Origin of the sequence: Pseudoalteromonas sp. AOP7-A1-14, assembly GCF_052376275.1 — a bacterium.
Taxonomy (GTDB): domain Bacteria; phylum Pseudomonadota; class Gammaproteobacteria; order Enterobacterales; family Alteromonadaceae; genus Pseudoalteromonas.
This window is the reverse complement of record NZ_JBQSVO010000039.1, coordinates 1-19,666: the sequence shown is the minus strand read 5'-3', so window position 1 is coordinate 19,666 and position 19,666 is coordinate 1. Positions and strand designations below refer to the sequence as shown.

Genomic DNA, 19,666 nt, shown 5'->3' with positions numbered 1-19,666 from the left:
CCACCTACGAGCTTTTTCTTGGACGCTAACACTTATATCCCCCAACAATTTATTGATGATGTGATCACCTATTTACCTGCACATTTATCTCTTGAGGATTTTTTACAGGCTTGTAAAAAGCCCCTGCGTAAATCTATTCGTGTTAATACCTTAAAAATGTCTGTAGGCAACTTTAAGCAAGCAGCTGCAGATAAAGGCTGGCAGCTCACTCCTATTCCTTGGTGTAACGAAGGTTTTTGGCTAGAGCGCCCCGAAATAGAAGAAAATGCCTTAACTCTTGGCAATACCGCTCTGCATTTAAGCGGCGCCATGTATGTACAAGAAGCCAGTTCAATGTTGCCACCGATGGCACTTAAAAAATCGCTAACCGAAGCCTCACATGTATTAGATATGGCCTCTGCGCCAGGCTCTAAAACCTCACAATTAGCTGCACTTATGAATAACCAAGGTGTATTAGTAGCTAATGAGCTTTCTTCGTCACGTTTAAAAGTGCTCAGTGCCACCCTCAAACGAATGGGCGTGGGTAATTGCGCACTATCGCATTTTGATGGAGTGATTTTTGGCGATTACATGTTTGAATGCTTCGACAGCATATTATTAGACGCTCCCTGCTCTGGCGAAGGAACTGTTCGTAAAGACAGTAACGCTTTAAAAAACTGGTCAATTGAGTCAAATACCGACATCGCAAAAGTACAAAAAGACTTAATAAAAAGTGCATTTTATGCTCTTAAACCAGGTGGCACGCTGGTGTACTCAACCTGTACACTAACTCCGCTTGAAAACCAGCAAGTATGTGAATATTTGCAAAGTGAGTTTGCAAACGCATTACAAGTAGAACCATTAAATACACTTTTTCCTGGCGCTGAAAAAGCCACTACTAAAGAAGGTTATTTACACGTATGGCCGCAAACATTCGACAGCGAAGGTTTTTTTATTGCAAAGTTCAAAAAACTAAGCAGTATCGACAATCCTAAACAAAAGATAAAAAAAGGTGCTTTTCCGTTTCAGCCTTTTGATAAAAAGCAAGCGCAAGCGTTTAACAATGAATTAAAAAAGCAATTTTCCATCAAGCCACTTAGCGGCACACTTATGCAGCGCGATAAAGAGTTATGGTTATTCCCTAAAGACTTCGCAGCCATACAAGATAAAATAAAATACGCCCGACTCGGCATTCAAGTCGGCACCATTCATAAAAACGGCGTACGATTAAATCATGAATTTGCCACGGTGTTTGGTAGCCAATGCGATAACAATGTATTTGCCTTAACACAGGAGCAGGCCAACGATTATTATCAAGGAAAAGACATTCGCTTAGACAAAGAAATTAAAGCGACAGGAGAGGTCATTCTAACTTTATGTGGCTGCCCAGTAGGGTTAGGTAAATGGCAAAAAAATAAGATCAAAAACTCTCTACCAAGGGATTTAGTACAAAACAAGCGGTTAATAATAAGTAGTTAAAATGATTGAAAAAAACATTAAAATAAACGCTTCGCCCATGGGGTGAAATACTTTTAAGCACAAAATAATATTACGCATTTCGTTAATAATTATTATTGTAGCGTTAATTTTACGTGTAGCCACATGGGAACTCTGCATCTTTTATTGCACTATTTTATTGCACTAATAGTTATTTGAAGTGGAAAGTTTAAATGCAGGTTTTAGTGTAATTAATTACTTATTCAAAAATTGATTTAGGATTATTTTTCTTCTAAATCAAACTCAGTTAAACGGCCATCGCCGTGTATTAACTGATAGCGGGCTAAATTCCTCTGCTCTAGTGTTATTAAACTAATAGCTGAGTCACTTACTAAATATTTTTGCCCATCTCCTTTGGTTTGATGTTTATCTACTTCCATATGCCAGCGTTTGGTAAACAAATTAAGTGGGCTTTTAGGCGCATACAAAATCGAATCAATTTTATCGAGTATATTAATTAACTTCCGAGGGAATTCATTTTTAATGCCGCTGGCGGTCAATTGCCAGATACGATTTGAGTGATCACCAAAACGTTTTTGTACTGAAAAACAAAATGAGTAGTGTACATCTCCAGATAAAATTAACGTTTCTTTTGGCGTGTCATTACGGCGAAAAGTATTCAGTAACTTTTTTGCTGATCCTTCATGCGCCATCCAATTTTCAACATCAACTAGCAGCGGTTGTCCACACATATTAAAAATCGCTTGAATTGCCTCGATTGATTTAACCCCAAATACCGGCGCAGGAGACACTATAATCACCTGTTCATGAGCCAATAAACTTTCTTCAAGCTCGGTGAGCCGCTCCCAATCAAGTAACCCTGAGGGTTCGTTAAAATTACTTTCATTTCTCCAGCGGTGAGTCCGTGTATCAAGTACGACTACTTTGGGGATAGTATTAAGTTCATAATGCCAGTGGTTAAAATCAAGTATGGCTTTATCAAAGGCTTTAAACTGCCAGCTGTTACCCTCAGTAAAACTTGCTTTAAAATCATTAATTAAGCTACTGGTTTTGTTTCCCGCATCATTACCAAAGCCTTGCATTAACCAATAACTTATCAAGCCATTATTAACTACTCTACGGCTAACTGGGTGCTGGTAAATTGCTTGCTCCCAACCTGCTGTTAAGTTCCAATCATCAGTGACATCGTGATCGTCAAACATCATTAATGTTGAAACATTTGCAAATAAACGCTGCACATCGCTAAGACCTTGGCCAAAAATAAGTAATGCCTTTTTCTCGTTATCGAATATCTGCTGACACTTAGCTGTTCTTGCTTGATAATTGATACTGTCAAAGTCAATTAGTTGCCAAGCTAATGAACTGAGATTAAGTAAATATAAAGCAATAAACTCTTCAAAAAATATTAAATGGTTGGCCGCTTTTAAGCTTGAAAAGTGTGGCTCATCTTTTTTTAACCAATACCCGACCCCAGTTTTACGACGCTGTTGCCACGGTAATTTTGGCAGGTATAAATGTCGCCGATAAAGCTGCTCATTAATATCCTCAGGTAGCTCAATATCAAGCGGCAGCTCTTTATAAATGCCGAGCTTTTTTATTAACCGCTTAATAGCAATAAGCATCGCCCCTGCCACATCGTCGGCGTATACTTGATCACCTGATAGCAATAATATATCTGCGCCAACATTACCCTTCGTGCGTTGTTCATTTTGCCAATGCTCTGCTGCAACTAAGCTATCTTTTGCAGGATGGTGAGGATTTCTACACGAGCCGTGAAAAACTTGCTCAAGAACTCGTGGTATAACAAATGCTGGCGTGGACTTTCCCGGATAACTAAAGGCAGTTAGGTCTATGGTTTGATCGTCATTAAACAGCTGATAACCAAGTAAAACATCTGTCGGTAAGGTCGGCTCAATGGGCTTCAAAGTAATAAAGTGTAAAAACACTTGTTTGCCTAAACGAATACTTTGAAGCTCGTTGTTGGTAGCAAGACCAGAGAGCTCTATACGATAATTGCCAGCTTTAGTTGTAGCAAATTGTATACAAACGACAGCAGAGTCAGCACGGCGCACCATTGGCCCCATTAATAGTAGCGGAAGTTGCGCTGCACTTTTCGACATTAAGCCCTAACCTTTATTTACTGAGTTACTGTTTCCTGAGGGAGTGTTTATAAGTTAAATAGCGAATAAAAGTTATTCGTTGTCGCTAAAGCAAGCTCTTTATAACTAATACCTTTTAGCTCACTAATGTAATAAGCAACATCTTGTACATATGCGGGCTGGTTAATTTTACCACGATAAGGTACTGGTGCTAAATACGGTGAGTCAGTCTCAATTAGTAGTCGGTCAAGTGGTATTTGTTTAACGACTTCTTTTAACTCAACAGCATTTTTAAAGGTCACAATGCCTGAAATAGAAATATAAAAACCTAAATCTATCGCTTTTTTAGCCATCGCCCAGTCTTCGGTAAAGCAATGTAATACACCGCCGCACTTTTCTGCGTTATGTTCGCGCATTAAATTTATAGTATCTTCACGGGCATCACGAGTGTGTATGATCAGCGGTTTTTGTAATTCGTTAGCGACTTCTATATGACCCACAAAGCTGGCTTGCTGCACCGCATGGGTGTCTTTTGCGTAATAATAATCAAGGCCGGTTTCGCCAATGGCAACCACTTTGTCATTGCTAGCTAAATCAATTAAGCGTTGTTTATCAAGAGCGTCTTTTTGATCAAGTGGATGCACACCACAAGAAGCTGACACATCACTATAATCTTTAATTTTGTCTAGCATACTAGGAAATTGATCAAGCGTTACGCTTACACATAAAAAATGCTCAACTTGCTTAGCTCTTGCATTATCAAGTACTTGGTCGAGGTTTAAGTCGAGCTTATCAAAGTCGAGACGGTCTAAATGGCAATGAGAATCTACAATCATGGTACTACTTACATGGTATACGTTGGATTACCCGAGTTTAACATAGTACCCAGTAGTTTTTCGATCTTCGTATTGAGATTCGTTTTATCATCTATAAAGCTAATGCCAATCCCCGGAGGATTAGAGCTTGGTGCGCCTTGCGGGGTTATCCAAGTAACTTTACCGGTTACTACGTCATCTTCAAGGGCATCAGGTAATGTGACTTTTAATGCTAGAGAGTGCCCCATTTCATAACGCATATTGGTACGAACAAATAAACCACCGGTTTTTAAATAAGGCATATAGCTGCGATACAATTCATCCAAGTTGTCTATATCAACTAATAATTCTTGCACTGTGCGCTCCTAATTAATATTTTTTTGCAAACTATACGCTAAACGAGAAATAGCGAGGGATAAATTTAAGCCTAGTACTTCGGTGCTATTTTGTAAAAACTCGGTCACAGCAAGTTGAATATTTTGATAAGCATCAAAACTCAAACCATTTAATAACTGAGCCTTAAGATGAGCATTTAAAAATAAAATAAATACCGAAATAAGTGCAGGCTGCTTGCTAAGTATATTTGCTAAACTGCTGAAATTATGGCTGTCTTTTAGGCCAGTAGCAAATTTATAAAGGCTATCGACGGTTTCGAGCAAATCATTGTCCTGCCAATGACTCACAAGTAACGGTTGTGCGTAGAATAGGTCAAGCCATTGATACTGCTTGTTATCAATCACAGACCCTAGCCATTGTGCTGCCAATTGCGGCGATTTAACCACGATATCCATTTTTGCACAGCGGCTTAAAATAGTCGCGGGGAGTTGATTAAGTTGACTGGTCGTTAATAATAAAAAACGCTGTTTGCTTGGCTCTTCTAAGGTTTTTAATAACGCGTTGGCAGCGGCTGTCGTCATTTTATGGCAATCATTGATCACTACAACTTTAGCACCATTTTGCGCCGCTGACTGGTTCATAAAATCACTGACACTGCGTATATCATCAACGCCTATGCTTTGCCCTTCAACGCTAATAACCCGCTTGTCAGGATGCGTGGCGGCTTGATTTAAATGACAACCTTTACACTGCCCGCAAGGAGATAAGTTAGTCGATTGCAGACACAGCAAACTATTTGCAAGTTGTTCGACCATAGCTTGCTTACCAACGCCTGGTAAACCATAAAATAATTGGCCATGATGAAAGCGCCCAGCATTAAAGCTTTTGACTAATTGTTGCTTTGTTTGTTCAAGCCACGGATAAACCATACTAAGTGTTACTTTGCATAAAGTTTTCAAGCACGGCGAGTATATCTTGATGGACATTTTCAATGGCTTGTTCAGCATTAACCAACTTTATACTATCATCGTTATTTGCAAGTGCTAAATAGCGCGCGCGGGTACGCTCAAAAAAGCTCAAATGTTCTTTTTCAATTCTATCAAGCTCTCCACGGCCTTTTGCACGGGCAAGTCCGATTGCAGGGTCAATATCTAAATAAATTGTCAAATCAGGTTTTAAGCCTTTTAAAACAATATCAGCCAATGCACTTAAAGTTGTTTGCGTTATTTCACGGCCACCACCTTGGTAGGCTTGTGAAGAAAGATCATGGCGGTCACAAAGCACCCACTGGCCTTTTGTTAGCGCTGGGGTTATAACATTATTGACCAGTTGTGAACGCGCGGCATACATAATTAATAATTCAGTTTCAGGGGCAATAGCTTCATCATGGCTGGCCTTTATAAGACCTCGTAAGGCTTCTGCGAGTGGCGTACCACCAGGCTCTCTGACATTCGTAAAGTCAATGCTGCATTGCTCTAAAAATTCTTGGCAAATAGCAATCGCCGTTGATTTCCCTGCCCCTTCCAGGCCTTCTATGACAATAAATTTTCCGGTCATGGTATCTCTTTTATAAGCAAAATAAGCTTAAATTATTTGTTCAGTTGCTTTTGATAACGTAAATAATCTCGTACTGCTCGGTTATGCTCTTTTAATGTTTTAGAGAAGGTATGACTACCATCTCCTTTTGCAACAAAGTAAACATAATCAGACTCAGGCGGATTAACCGCAGCTAATATAGCTGCTTTTGACGGCATAGCAATCGGCGTTGGTGGTAAACCGTTTATTCTATAAGTATTATAAGGTGTATAACTGGTTAAATCTTTGCGCTTTATATCGCCATCATACGCTGTACCAAGGCCATAAATCACCGTTGGATCGGTTTGCAAACGCATATTGGCATTTAAACGATTCGAAAATACAGAAGCGATTACAGGACGCTCACTGGCAAGGCCGGTTTCTTTTTCTATGATTGAGGCCATTGTTAATGCTTCATAAGCACTTTCGTATGGCAATACGGGTGCTCTTTGCAGCCATGCCTCATTTAACACACGCTGCATTTTATGATAAGCGCGCTTAAGCACTGCACTTGCTTTATCATTTGCATGATAGTGGTAGGTATCGGGAAATAGCCAACCTTCTAAATGTTGTTCAGAGTTTGTAATTTGCTTTGCTAAATTATCAGTATCAAGGTCTTTTTCTAAACGTTCTTCGCCTTTTATATTTGCTAATACATCACGCAGTGTTTGTCCTTCGATAATAGTAAAACTAAAATTTATTTGCTGGCCTTGGTTAATACGGCGAATATTATCAAGCACAGTGCCATTATCAAGCTCATATAAGCCTGCTTTTAAGTCAGTAAGCGTAGGATCAAGCTTTGCAAGTATTTGGTAACGCAGACACCCTTCAAGCCAATTTTTAGCTCGCCACTGTTGGCATAACTGATTAAACCCAGTGCCTTTTTTAACTTTAAATACCTGTGTTTGTGCAATCTTTAATGGTCTTTTAATAGTTGTTTGCAATTGGTGATAGCCGATTGCGGTGCTGAGCACTGCCAATAATATAATCGATATAATAATTCTTAACACGTAGACTCCTTGGCAAACAATTCTTGTAACAATAATGAGCTGGGCGCTAACTGGAACTGAATATCGCCAATAGCAGTCACAGGCACAACCCCCATTAAACTATTACACATAAATACGGCATCCATTCGCTGTAATTGTTCGAGGGTAATATCAATAAATTCAATCGGTAATTTAGCACACAGTGATTGTAGATAAACCCCTTTAATACCACAATTTTGTAACTGTGGACTGACTATACGGCCGCCTTTAATCGCAAAAATATTCGCCGCAGAAGTTTCAATCACATAACCGTTATAATCACACACCACGACATCATCGTAAGGTTGCTGTTGCATCGCCTGCTTTATCATCACTTGCTCTAGACGGTTTAATGTTTTCAAACCGGCAAATAACGGCTGAGAGGCTAATTTTATAGGGCTGACCCCCAATGTAATGCCTCGCTTTGGAAGTTCAGGATAACCGGCAGGGAAAGGCAGTAACGACAATAAAATTTTCAGCTTTGGCTGCTCTGGTAAACCATAACCTCGCCCACCTTCACCGCGGGTGACAATTATTTTTAATACACCAATGACTTGCTCAGCAATAAGAGCCGCTATCGCGCTCTTAAGCTCAGTAAAATCTAGCTCACCAAATAATAAACGTTCGCTACATTCACATAAGCGCTGTTGATGTAATGGCCAATGTTCAACCTCACCATTGAGCACTTTAGCCGTTGTAAAAAAACCATCGCCATAATTAAAGCCGCGATCCCCCGTACTAATGGTGGTTTGCGCGGTGATTGTTATTATTTTTTGTGGTGTTTTTTGTATTGTCATCATTCACATATAAAAAAACCCAGTAACAACTGGGTTTTTATTCTGTCTTGTTGTTAAAAAAGATTATACCTTTTTAAATAGCAATGAGCCATTAGTACCACCAAAACCGAATGAGTTACACAGTGCATAGTCTAATTTTGCATCGCGTGCAGTGTGTGGCACATAGTCCAAATCACACCCTTCATCTGGATTATCAAGGTTAATTGTCGGTGATACTTTTTGCTCTTGCAGCGATAAAATCGTAATAATTGATTCAACCGAGCCTGCAGCACCAAGTAAATGGCCCATCATTGATTTAGACGAGCTTACCATTACATCTTTAGCTGCATCGCCAAAAATAGATTTAACGGCTGAAGTCTCTGCTTTATCACCTGCATGAGTCGATGTGCCATGTGCGTTAATATAACCCACTTGTTCGGCATTTATTTGCGCATCATTTAAGGCATTTTCCATTGCAAGCCCTGCACCGGCGCCATCTTCTGGTGGTGAAGTCATATGGTAAGCGTCGCCACTCATACCAAAACCCACTAACTCAGAATAAATTTTAGCACCGCGGGCTTTAGCATGTTCATACTCTTCAAGCACAATAACACCCGCGCCATCAGACAGTACAAAACCGTCACGGTCTTTATCCCATGGACGAGAAGCCGCTTGTGGATTATCGTTACGCGTTGACATAGCACGTGCGGCATTAAAACCACCCATACCAATGGGTGTTGAGGCTTTTTCAGCGCCACCGGCTACCATAGCATCAGCATCGCCGTAAGCGATCATGCGCGCCGCATGGCCAATATTGTGTAAGCCAGTAGTACAAGCAGTTACAATAGAGATATTAGGACCACGTAGACCGTGCATAATCGATAAATGACCTGAGATCATATTGATAATGGTCGACGGCACGTAAAAAGGAGAAAGCTTACGTGGGCCACTGTTTAATAATTTGATGTGGTTTTCTTCAATTAAAGTTAAACCACCAATACCTGAACCTACAGCTACACCAACACGTGATGCATTTTCTTCTGTGATATTTAGGCCAGAATCTTGTAATGCTTGCACACCCGCCGCTATGCCATATTGGATAAATAAATCCATCTTTTTAGCATCTTTCGGTGGCATGTAAGCTGATGCATCAAAATCATTCAGCAAACCTGCGAATTTGGTGCCGAAACTTGAAGTATCGAAATGCGTGATAGTTTGAATACCGCTTTTACCATTCAACAAACCTTGCCAGGTTGATTCAACATCGTTACCTAGCGGTGTCAACATTCCTAAGCCTGTTACGACGACTCGACGTTTAGCCACGGGTTGCCTCCAATAAGGAAATTATTATTTTTAGGTGGGTGTATACCATTTTATAGGTATCATACTCTAGATAGACTAAGGGCAGCGGATGCTGCCCTTAATTTGCGATTAATTACTCAGCGTGAGCCGTAACGTAATCGATTGCAGATTGAACTGTAGTGATCTTCTCAGCTTCTTCATCTGGGATCTCAGTGTCAAACTCTTCTTCAAGAGCCATTACTAATTCAACAGTATCAAGTGAATCGGCGCCTAAGTCATCAACGAAAGAAGCTTCGTGCTTAACTTCTTCTTCTTTAACACCTAGTTGCTCAATGATGATTTTCTTTACGCGTTCTTGGATGTCGCTCATTCTTCTTTCCTTTAATAAAAACGCCAATGCGTTATTTTCAGATTGCGGCGTAGTTTACGGCGCATAATTCTGTGATTCAAGGATTTGATGATAATTATTTATCTGGTCAAACCTCTTGAGAGTTATTTGTCTCTTTTATCGCTTATTTTCACAACGAATTTAAGTAGGTTTAAAGCAAGATCACAAAAAATTCAACATTTTTCTACATACTTACTTTAAACAAATAGGAACGAAGTTCCTTAAACCATATACATTGCACCATTTACATGCAGTGTTTCGCCTGATACATAAGAAGCAGCATCAGATGCTAAGTAACAAACGGCAGCGGCAATTTCGTCAGGCTGACCTAAACGACCAGCAGGAACATTAGTTAGCGTAGCTGCTTTTTGCTCATCTGTAAGCTCGTTTGTCATGTCAGTCTGAATAAAACCTGGCGCCACCACGTTAACAGTAATGCCACGCGATGCAACTTCACGAGCTAATGATTTAGAAAAACCAATAACCCCCGCTTTAGCAGCTGCATAATTTGCTTGGCCGGCATTACCCATAGTGCCCACTACTGAACCAATATTGATGATACGACCATTCTTTTTCTTCATCATCGGGCGTAATACAGCCTTTGACAAGCGAAAAACCGAACTTAAGTTAGTATCTATAATATCATCCCACTCACCGTCTTTCATACGCATTAATAAGTTATCACGGGTAATACCGGCATTATTAACAAGTACATCAATATCACCTAAATCGGCTTTTATTGCAGCAAGTGTTGCCTCAATCGATGCAGAATCTGTTACGTTAAGCGCATATCCTTTACCATTGTCACCTAGGTATTCGCTGATTTTAGCAGCCCCAGACTCGCTAGTAGCAGTACCAGCAACTTTTGCGCCTTGCGCTATTAGTGTGGTTGCTATCGCCTTACCAATACCACGACTCGCACCAGTTATAAGGACAACTTTGCCCTCCAATGAAAATAAATTTGCCATCTTATTCCTACTCTTATTTTGCTTCATCAATGGCAGCTTGACTATTTACCGAGCCACATACCATTGCTTTATCAATCCGTTTTGCAAGACCCGTTAATACTTTCCCTGGGCCAAACTCATAGCTTTGAGTGATACCTTGCGCTACAAGTGTTTGCACTGTTTCAGTCCAGCGTACTGGGCTATAAAGTTGACGTACTAACGCTTGTTTAATTGCATCGGCAGCGCTTTCTGCGCTTACATCAACATTATTAATTACATCACACTTAGGTGTATTAAATGTTAAAGCAGCTAAATCAGCGGCTAACTTCTCTGCCGCAGGCTTCATAAGTTCACAATGTGATGGCACACTCACTGAAAGTGGTAATGCGCGTTTAGCTCCGGCTTCTTTACATGCCTCTGATGCTCTATCTACCGCCGCTTTATGTCCAGCAATAACAACTTGCCCTGGCGAGTTATAATTTACCGGCGATACCACTTCACCTTGCGCTGATGCGCTACAAGCTGTTTTAATCTCATCATCGCCTAAGCCAATTATAGCAGCCATTGAACCTACGCCAGCTGGCACGGCTTCTTGCATATATAAACCACGGTTTTCAACTAACTTCACTGCTTCGCTTAAGCTTAATACATCTGCACATACAAGTGCAGAATACTCACCTAAACTATGTCCTGCCATGGTAACAGCAGTATCTGGATTGGCAGCTAACCACTGACGATAAATAGCAACCGATGCGGTTAATAATGCAGGTTGCGTGCGATGAGTTTTATTTAGCTCTTGTTCTGGGCCATTCACTACTAGGGCAGCCAAATCATAACCTAATGCTTCTGATGCTTCTGCAAAGGTCGCTTTAACAATCTCTGACTCACTTAACAGCTCACTTAACATACCCACTGACTGTGAGCCTTGGCCAGGAAATACAAGTGCAATTTTTTGTGTCATATTTTGCTCTTTTTATTAAACAAATAAATGAATATCTAAATGATCGACTGAATTGCGTATTTGATCAGTCGTCATTTTTTGTTGAGTGTGTTTGCTCGAAAATAGCCGCTATTTTTTCAGGAAGTTGGCGTTCAACTTCTTTGGCAGCTTCATCGATAGCAGCATGAAAAGCTTTTGCTGATGCATTTCCATGACTTTTTACCACAATACCGCGCAATCCTACCAGAGAAGCACCATTATACTGGTCGGGGTTCACCCGTTTATAGAGTTTTTTTATTACCGGGCGCAACATAAAGGCTAAACACTTATAGAAACAATGCTTACTCAGCGCTTTGCTTAGCTTAAACATAATAAGTTTAGCAATACCTTCACAGGTCTTTAATGCCACATTTCCAACAAAGCCTTCGCAGACAATAACATCTGACTTACCAGTAAAAATATCACTGCCTTCGCTATAACCAGTATAATTAATATAATCACATTGCTGCATCAACTGGGCAGCCTGTTTTATATCTTCATGGCCTTTAATGTCTTCGGAGCCAATGTTTAATAAGCTTACTTTCGGGTTATCACAGTCTAATGCTTGCCCCGCGACAACGGAGCCCATAATACCAAACTGGTAGAGCGTTTGCGCATCACAATGCACATTAGCGCCTAAATCAAGAAGGTAAACAGGATTTTTTCGCTCGGTGGGGACAGCTGAAATTAATGCAGGGCGTTTTACCCCTGGCAGCATTTTTAATACGTAATGCGCCATAAACAATAAGGCACCAGTATTTCCGGCACTCACGCACGCCTGTGCTTCACCTGATTTAACTAAATCAAGAGCTACACGCATTGATGAATCTTTTTTAGAACGGACCACTAAAGCAGGCTCACAGCCATTAGTGACAACATCACTGCAGTGACGAATAATTAATCTTGGATGAGATAAAGAATCGAGGGATTCGAGTTCATTAGTTATTACTTGCTCGTTACCACATAAGATAAGTCTTAAGTTGGCATTAGCATTTACCGCGTTAACGGCTGCGGGGATAGATGAACGGGGGCCATAATCGCCCCCCATCATATCTAACGCAATGGTTAGATTGGTCAGCATATAAGCAATCTCTTAGTTAGAAATTACTTGAACGCCTTTGTAGTAACCATCTGCAGTCACATGGTGACGACGATGAGTCTCACCAGATGTTTGGTCTACAGTTAAACTTGGACCACTAATCGCATCGTGTGAACGGCGCATGCCGCGTCTTGCACGAGACTTTTTGCTTTTTTGTACAGCCATAGTCTTCTCCTAAGAATCTTTCTTAAGTTGTTTCAAAATATCAAATGGATTTGGTTTATCATCTTCCGCCTTTAAAACACCAAAGCTGGCAGGCTTTGCTGAATAACTGCATGAAGCTTCGTTGTGGGTAGCCACTAATGGAACGGCTAAAATTAATTCGTCTTCGATTAAATCAAATACGTTAATTTCACCATTTTCATCAAGTGCTACTTCATCGTAGTCTTCTGGAAAAATATCTAACTCTGTATCCTCACCAACAGGGGAATAAACAAAGTCCTGATCCAAATCCAACCCTAAATCACCATTACAACGTTGACAAGTAACAGTTACGTGTGTGGACAAATTGCCTCTAATCACAGCTAAACCTTGCTCATCGTTTTTGCAATGAATTTTTACCGTTACTTCACCTACTTCTTCCTGAACAACTCCCCGTAAACGGGTAAGTTTTGCAAGCGGCACAATACCATCGTACTTTAAACGGTGTTGCGCAGCTTTGCCAGGATGAAGAGTGACGGGAATTTTCACCTTTTGCATAGGGGCTGCATCATATAGATAGTTACTGGGTTAGTCAAAATAAAAAACCAATTTTAGCTGGTTTTTAACGTGTTTTAAACTCGGATCTGATTTATCCTAACTCAATCTGATTCATACTAGGAAAACAATCCATGAAGCACTCGCTTATTTTAGCCTCAAGTTCACCCTTTCGTCAGTCTTTATTAAAAAAATTTAATTTACCCTTTGATACTTTTTCACCCAATGTTGATGAATCACCTTTAGCAGACGAACTACCGGCTTCATTAGTTGCCCGCTTAAGCGAGCTAAAAGCCCGAGAAGCCATAAATCACTTTAACCAAGGCTTAGTTATTGGCTCTGACCAAGTTGCAGTATTTGACCAACAAATTTTGGGCAAACCACACACTAAAGAAAACGCAATCAAGCAATTGAGCTTGTTTAGCGCGCAAACGGTGACGTTTTTAACCGGCCTTTGCGTTTTCGATATTGCCAGTAACCGTACAAAAACAATTATAGAGCCGTTTAATGTAACCTTTAAAAAATTAAGCAATGCAGATATCAGCGCCTATTGCGACGCAGAACAGCCTTATAATTGCGCTGGCAGCTTTAAAAGCGAAGGCCTAGGTATTTGTTTATTTGAAAAATTAAGCGGTGACGATCCAAATAGCTTAATTGGCTTGCCACTCATTAAACTCAGTCAATTACTTAAAGAGTTTAATGTCAATGTACTGGCAGCGCAACAAGCTTAATCTACTCTATTAACAGCGGCTGTAACTGTACAAATGAATCGACTGTTGCAATAGGTTTAAATTCATTAAGTTGAGTCGCGTTGTGTGCGCCCATTGTCACACCCACACGGTTAATATTTGCAGCTTGTGCCATCATCATATCAATTTGCGTATCACCAATCATAACTGCATCGCTGGGCGCTATATTTAACTCTTCAAGTAGTTGTAGCAGCATATCTGGTGACGGTTTTGACAGCGCTTCATTGCTGGTCCGCGTTGCAACAAAATAGCCTCGCAGCTTGGTTTCGTCTAATAAGCGCTCAAGCCCTGCGCGGCTTTTACCCGTGGCAACGGCTAGTAACACGCCTTGCTGTTGTAACGCAATTAATGTGCGTTCTACACCGACGAAAAGTGGTGCGACTGTGGTATCCACTTCTTTATATTGACGCTGGTACTCAAGCACAATATCTGCACACGGTGCGTCATCATCAGGGAACAGCACTGCAACTGCTTTTTCAAGTGACATACCAATGATATTCTTAAATGCATCATCACTAGGTACGGCTAAATTAAGTGTAAGCGCGCTTTGCTGCATACAATTAACTATTTTTGGCACCGAATCCATTACCGTGCCATCCCAATCAAAAATCACTAATTTATATTTATTCATGACTTAGCTGCACGTAATGTTTTAATGCAATTTTTTAAGGTTTTATCAAGAGGCGCTTCAACGCGCATGGTTGTTTCATTTTTAGGGTGATAAAAGCGCAAATCGTGAGCATGTAAAAATAAACGGTTTAAGCCTATTTTACGCATTCCTGCATCAAAACCTTGGTCGCCATATTTATCATCACACGCTATTGGGTGGCCTACACATTGAGTATGAACACGAATTTGGTGAGTACGCCCTGTTACTGGCGATGCTTGTACTAATGAACATTCATCAAAGCGTTCAAGTACTTTAAACCGTGTATGTGATGGTTTACCTTCAGTGTTGTCAACTCTAACTATACGCTCGCCTGATTGCAGCGTATTTTTACGCAAACCTTCGGTCACGTTTTTAGTTTTAGAGTCCCACTGACCGTCGACCAATGCCCAATAATTTTTTTCCATGGTTTTTTCACGTAATTGTTCATGCAAACTAGTAAGCACAGAACGACGCTTGGCAATTAATAAGCAACCCGAAGTATCACGGTCTAAACGATGAACTAACTCTAAACTACGTTCATCTGGACGAAGTGCACGCAGTGCTTCAATTAAGCCATAACTTAGCCCACTACCACCATGAACAGCCATACCCGATGGCTTATTGATGACAATTAAATACTTATCTTCAAACAAAATCGCGTCTTCTAGTTTAGCTATTTTATCGAGTTTTGTCGGCACAAACTCTTCACGTTCGGCTACTTTTATGGGAGGAATACGCACGACATCGTCAATTTTTAGCCTATAAACAGGCTTAATGCGTTTTTTGTTTACGCGCACCTCCCCTTTACGCAAAATTTTATAAATCGCGCTTTTTGGCACCCCTTTTAAATGGGTAATAAGAAAGTTATCAATACGCTGACCGAGGTGGTCCTCGGTGATCGTGACGAAAGATACTTGTAAGCCGGTTTTTTCTGACATTGCCTAATCACTGATTTAAGTAAATAATTTAGTTGCTAACACGGATGTAATAATGGGATAATCATTACTGTAAATATAATTTGCAGTAACAACGGTGCTTTTTAACACATTTAAAACATTCGTGATGCACATTCTGGGTTGCCGATCATACAGATCCGAGTTAAGTTTTCCAAAGCTTTTATATGTACCCAGTTAACACGTGCGTTCAATTAACGGTGATGCGCGTAATATATCGCCGCTTATGTTTGAGCATGAATAGCAATTGATGTTGATAAAAAAAGCAATGAACAGATAATTTTGTCTGATAGTGACGACGTCAAATACGTCGTTCAGAATTTGCCCGTGTAACACACAAATAGTTAATTTTTTAAATGGCTGACTTCTGGATAAAACTGCATTTAGCGTGTTAGTAAAAACACCCTTATGTTTTGTCTCAAATAAGAATTTAATAACGTAATAAAGCGTTATTGTCGCCAGCAGCATAAACATAACAATGTGCAAAACACAGCCAAGCTCCCCCCACAGACCCAGTCGTGAGACTGTACAAAAAGAAGCGATGGGAGCAACTGAACAGGCGATAAGTATCGTCATGTCAGAGACATAAAACTAGTAGAGTAATAATATGAAACGTATGCTAATCAATGCAACGCAGCAAGAAGAAATGCGCGTAGCACTGGTTGATGGCCAGCGCCTATATGATTTAGATATCGAGAGCCCAGGTCACGAACAAAAAAAAGCCAATATTTATAAAGGCAAAATCACTCGTATCGAACCGTCACTTGAAGCCGCCTTTGTTGATTACGGCGCTGAACGTCACGGATTCCTTCCTTTAAAAGAAATTGCTCGTACTTACTTCCCACAAGGCTATACCTTCCATGGTCGTCCGAACATTCGTGACGTGATCAAAGAAGGTCAAGAAGTTATCGTACAAGTTGATAAAGAAGAGCGTGGCCAAAAAGGCGCCGCCCTTACTACTTTTATCAGCGTAGCTGGCAGCTATTTAGTATTGATGCCAAACAATCCTCGTGCTGGCGGTATTTCGCGTCGTATTGAAGGTGATGAGCGTACAGATCTTAAAGAAGCATTAAGTCGCCTAGAATTACCAAAAGGTATGGGCTTAATTGTGCGTACTGCAGGCGTAGGCAAAACTTTTGAAGAACTTGATTACGACCTTAAAGCCTTATTAGTTCATTGGGAGGCTATTCAACAAGCATCTGATGGCGGTAAAGCCCCGTTTTTAATTCATCAAGAAAGTAATGTAATTTTCCGCGCTATTCGCGATTATTTACGTCGTGATATTGGTGAAATTTTAATTGATAAACCACGAGTGTTTGAAGAAGCAAAAGCGCATATTGAGCGTTTTCGCCCTGACTTTATGAGCCGTGTAAAACTTTACCAAGGTGAAGTGCCACTGTTTACCCATTACCAAATTGAAAGCCAAATTGAGTCAGCCTTCCAACGAGAAGTACGCTTACCTTCAGGTGGTTCAATAGTCATTGATCCAACAGAAGCACTAACGTCTATTGATATCAACTCATCAAAAGCCACTAAAGGCGGCGATATCGAGGAAACAGCACTTAATACCAACTTAGAAGCTGCAGACGAAATTGCCCGCCAATTACGTTTACGTGACTTAGGTGGTTTAATTGTTATCGACTTTATCGATATGACGCCACCGCGCCATCAACGTGAAGTTGAAAACCGCTTAAAAGACGCCGCTCGTCCAGACAGAGCTCGCGTACAAATTGGCAAGATTTCACGCTTTGGTTTACTTGAAATGTCGCGTCAACGCTTGCGCCCTTCACTTGGTGAAGCAAGCCAAGGTCCATGTCCGCGCTGTAGTGGTCAAGGAACTATTCGTTCAAACGAATCAATTGCGTTATCAATCCTACGTTTAATCGAAGAAGAAGCGATTAAAGACAACACCTCCCAAGTAAATGCACAAGTACCTGTAGAAGTTGCCGCGTACTTATTAAACGAGCAACGCCGTAGCGTAAATCGTATAGAAAAACGTCATAGCTGTGATGTGGTGATCGTTCCTAATAAACATATGGAAACCCCTCATTACGAAGTAATGCGTTTACGTAAAGACGAAACCATAGAAACAGCAAGCTATGAACAAGTAATTGCACCTGTGCAAGAAGTCGTAGAGCGCTCTAAAAAGTCAGCAACTCCAGTACGTGAAGAACCGGTATTAAAAGGTGTGGTAATGCCTTCGACCCCGGCACCACAAAGTGCACCTAAACCAGTAGAAAAAGCAGCCCAAGCTGGTGCAGAAGTTAGCTTATTTGCAAAGCTTGGGAACTGGATAAAATCTTTATTTAGCGATGACACCGAAGAGAAAAAGCAACCATCGACCGATAATAAAGGCACTAGAAACAATAATCATCGTAACAACGATAACCGCCGTCGCAATAACAACCCGCGTCGTCGTAACAACACACGCAATAAACCGCGTAATGAACGAGTTAAAGACGAAGAAGTTAAAGAGCAAGATAATACAGCTAACGCATCAACTAATACCGAACAATCGCGTGACAAAAACGAAGGCCGTAATAAACGTCGTCGTAACCCTAATCAACGCAAACGTAATGAAAACCGTAGCGATGATAAAGCTGAAGTAAAATCAGAAGCGCCAGCTAAAGAAGCCGCCGTTGAGCCTAAGGAACAAAAGCCTAAAGTTCGTCGTCAGCGTCGTAATATTCGTAAAAAAGTACGTATTCAAGATGAATCTGCAGAAACAGCGAATACAGCTACTACTGAGCAACCTGTTGAACAAGTAACTGAAACTAAACCGGTAGTAGAAAACACTGTCGAAAATACAGTTGAAACGAACGTTGAAAACAAGATTGCCAGCAAAGTTGAAAGTGAAAATACGCCAACAGTAACTAGCGATTCAGTAACCGATACTCAAACAGTAGAGCCAAGTACTGACTCAGTAGAAACAAACTCTGATGAAGCACCAGCTCGCACACGTTCACGCCGCTCACCTCGCCATTTACGTGCAGCAGGACAACGTCGTCGTCGTCCTGAAGGTGAAACTGACGAGGTACTTTCAACAGAGCCTCCTGCATTTATTCCAGTTGCTGATCAGGCCGCTGCGGAATATGAAGCTGAGTTAAAAGCCAAACAATCTGCTGAACAAGAAGCGACTACACAGCAACCAGTTAAAACTGAAGAACCAGTAAAAGCTGAAGAACCAGTAAAAGCTGAAGAGCCAGTAAAAGCTGAAGAACCAGTTAAAGCTGAAGAGCCAGTAAAAACTGAAGAGCCAGTAAAAACTGACGAACCAGTGAAAGCTGAAGAACCAGTTAAAACTGAAGAACCAGTTAAAACTGACGAACCAGTTAAAACTGAAGAACCAGTGAAAGCTGAAGAACCAGTTAATGCTGAAGAACCAGTTAATGCTGAAGAATCAGTAAAAGCTGAAGAACCAGTAAAAACTGAAGAACCAGTACAAACTGAAGAACCAGTTAATGCTGAAGAACCAGTGAAAACTGAAGATCCAGTGAATGCTGAAGAACCAGTGCAAACTGACGAACCTGTGAAAGCTGAAGAACCTGTGAAAACTGAGGAAGCCATTAGCGCAGACCTATCAGAAAAACATGTTAAAACAGCAATTGCCCAAGGTGCAGCGAGTGCGCCAATGGCACAGCCGACACCAGTAGCAGATAGTGCTTCTCAGCCTACTCCTACAGCCATGGCACATGACAAACGTGAACTAATACCAGATAGTGGTTTACGTGCAGGCTCTATTAAACCTGCAGGTCGTGCAAATGCTGCAACGACAAAAACCTTGAGTGCTGAATAACACTCCAAGTTTAGCTTAAAGCAAATAAAAAGCCGCGTTAAT

19 protein-coding genes are annotated in these 19,666 nt (G+C 40.8%); 3 read left to right on the top strand and 16 right to left on the bottom strand.

What is annotated here, in order from left to right; all coding sequences use genetic code 11:
• Nucleotides 1–18: 18 nt before the first annotated feature.
• Entirely contained in the window at nucleotides 19–1,458 is a 1,440-nt protein-coding gene (gene rsmF / locus ACT3RM_RS08130) for a 16S rRNA (cytosine(1407)-C(5))-methyltransferase RsmF (RefSeq protein ID WP_441994795.1), read from the top strand.
• Between the two features lie 239 nt (nucleotides 1,459–1,697).
• On the opposite strand, the gene ACT3RM_RS08125 is transcribed toward rsmF, so the two are convergent.
• The 14 genes from ACT3RM_RS08125 to yceD form a co-directional block, all read right to left on the bottom strand.
• Nucleotides 1,698–3,557, bottom strand: coding sequence for a metallophosphatase (locus tag ACT3RM_RS08125; RefSeq protein WP_441994797.1), 1,860 nt, complete (start codon nucleotides 3,555–3,557; stop codon nucleotides 1,698–1,700).
• A gap of 47 nt (nucleotides 3,558–3,604) precedes the next feature.
• Nucleotides 3,605–4,372, bottom strand: a complete 768-nt coding sequence (locus ACT3RM_RS08120; RefSeq protein WP_441994799.1) for a TatD family hydrolase — start codon at nucleotides 4,370–4,372, stop codon at nucleotides 3,605–3,607.
• Nucleotides 4,373–4,380: 8 nt separating this feature from the next.
• Complete coding sequence (locus tag ACT3RM_RS08115; protein ID WP_441994800.1) at nucleotides 4,381–4,707, bottom strand: PilZ domain-containing protein; 327 nt, start codon at nucleotides 4,705–4,707, stop codon at nucleotides 4,381–4,383.
• Nucleotides 4,708–4,716: 9 nt separating this feature from the next.
• Nucleotides 4,717–5,616: a DNA polymerase III subunit delta' gene (gene holB, locus ACT3RM_RS08110; RefSeq protein ID WP_441994802.1), complete on the bottom strand. Its 900-nt coding sequence runs from the start codon at nucleotides 5,614–5,616 to the stop codon at nucleotides 4,717–4,719.
• Between the two features lies 1 nt (nucleotide 5,617).
• Nucleotides 5,618–6,244 (bottom strand): dTMP kinase, encoded by a 627-nt coding sequence (gene tmk / locus ACT3RM_RS08105; protein WP_441994803.1) that lies wholly within the window; start codon nucleotides 6,242–6,244, stop codon nucleotides 5,618–5,620.
• 32 nt (nucleotides 6,245–6,276) lie between these two features.
• Complete coding sequence (mltG, locus tag ACT3RM_RS08100) at nucleotides 6,277–7,272, bottom strand: endolytic transglycosylase MltG (RefSeq protein ID WP_441994805.1); 996 nt, start codon at nucleotides 7,270–7,272, stop codon at nucleotides 6,277–6,279.
• A complete protein-coding gene (pabC, locus tag ACT3RM_RS08095) occupies nucleotides 7,266–8,090 on the bottom strand; it encodes an aminodeoxychorismate lyase (RefSeq protein ID WP_441994806.1) in 825 nt (274 codons plus the stop codon). The genes mltG and pabC overlap by 7 nt, the downstream gene beginning before the upstream one ends.
• Nucleotides 8,091–8,150: 60 nt before the next feature.
• Complete coding sequence (fabF, locus tag ACT3RM_RS08090) at nucleotides 8,151–9,389, bottom strand: beta-ketoacyl-ACP synthase II (RefSeq protein WP_441994807.1); 1,239 nt, start codon at nucleotides 9,387–9,389, stop codon at nucleotides 8,151–8,153.
• A gap of 112 nt (nucleotides 9,390–9,501) precedes the next feature.
• Nucleotides 9,502–9,738 carry an acyl carrier protein gene (gene acpP, locus ACT3RM_RS08085; protein ID WP_054203561.1) on the bottom strand — a complete coding sequence of 79 codons (237 nt, stop codon included), beginning with the start codon at nucleotides 9,736–9,738 and terminating at the stop codon, nucleotides 9,502–9,504.
• A gap of 239 nt (nucleotides 9,739–9,977) precedes the next feature.
• Nucleotides 9,978–10,724 (bottom strand): 3-oxoacyl-ACP reductase FabG, encoded by a 747-nt coding sequence (gene fabG, locus ACT3RM_RS08080; protein WP_441994808.1) that lies wholly within the window; start codon nucleotides 10,722–10,724, stop codon nucleotides 9,978–9,980.
• Between the two features lie 13 nt (nucleotides 10,725–10,737).
• Nucleotides 10,738–11,664: an ACP S-malonyltransferase gene (fabD, locus tag ACT3RM_RS08075; RefSeq protein WP_441994809.1), complete on the bottom strand. Its 927-nt coding sequence runs from the start codon at nucleotides 11,662–11,664 to the stop codon at nucleotides 10,738–10,740.
• Nucleotides 11,665–11,728: 64 nt separating this feature from the next.
• Nucleotides 11,729–12,763 carry a phosphate acyltransferase PlsX gene (gene plsX / locus ACT3RM_RS08070; RefSeq protein WP_441994811.1) on the bottom strand — a complete coding sequence of 345 codons (1,035 nt, stop codon included), beginning with the start codon at nucleotides 12,761–12,763 and terminating at the stop codon, nucleotides 11,729–11,731.
• A gap of 12 nt (nucleotides 12,764–12,775) precedes the next feature.
• Nucleotides 12,776–12,946, bottom strand: a complete 171-nt coding sequence (rpmF, locus tag ACT3RM_RS08065) for a 50S ribosomal protein L32 (protein ID WP_404339880.1) — start codon at nucleotides 12,944–12,946, stop codon at nucleotides 12,776–12,778.
• A 9-nt stretch (nucleotides 12,947–12,955) separates the two neighbouring features.
• Nucleotides 12,956–13,480: a 23S rRNA accumulation protein YceD gene (gene yceD, locus ACT3RM_RS08060; RefSeq protein ID WP_441994812.1), complete on the bottom strand. Its 525-nt coding sequence runs from the start codon at nucleotides 13,478–13,480 to the stop codon at nucleotides 12,956–12,958.
• Between the two features lie 131 nt (nucleotides 13,481–13,611).
• Between yceD and ACT3RM_RS08055 the strand changes: the two genes are divergently transcribed.
• Nucleotides 13,612–14,208, top strand: a complete 597-nt coding sequence (locus tag ACT3RM_RS08055; RefSeq protein ID WP_441994813.1) for a Maf family protein — start codon at nucleotides 13,612–13,614, stop codon at nucleotides 14,206–14,208.
• A 1-nt stretch (nucleotide 14,209) separates the two neighbouring features.
• Here ACT3RM_RS08055 and ACT3RM_RS08050 read toward each other — a convergent pair whose 3' ends face one another.
• Complete coding sequence (locus tag ACT3RM_RS08050; RefSeq protein ID WP_441994815.1) at nucleotides 14,210–14,857, bottom strand: HAD-IA family hydrolase; 648 nt, start codon at nucleotides 14,855–14,857, stop codon at nucleotides 14,210–14,212.
• Entirely contained in the window at nucleotides 14,854–15,813 is a 960-nt protein-coding gene (rluC, locus tag ACT3RM_RS08045; RefSeq protein ID WP_441994816.1) for a 23S rRNA pseudouridine(955/2504/2580) synthase RluC, read from the bottom strand. The genes ACT3RM_RS08050 and rluC overlap by 4 nt, the downstream gene beginning before the upstream one ends.
• Nucleotides 15,814–16,435: 622 nt before the next feature.
• Between rluC and rne the strand changes: the two genes are divergently transcribed.
• The gene (gene rne / locus ACT3RM_RS08040) at nucleotides 16,436–19,624 is read left to right on the top strand and encodes a ribonuclease E (protein WP_441994818.1); all 3,189 of its coding nucleotides are present in this window, start codon (nucleotides 16,436–16,438) and stop codon (nucleotides 19,622–19,624) included.
• Nucleotides 19,625–19,666 lie beyond the last annotated feature (42 nt).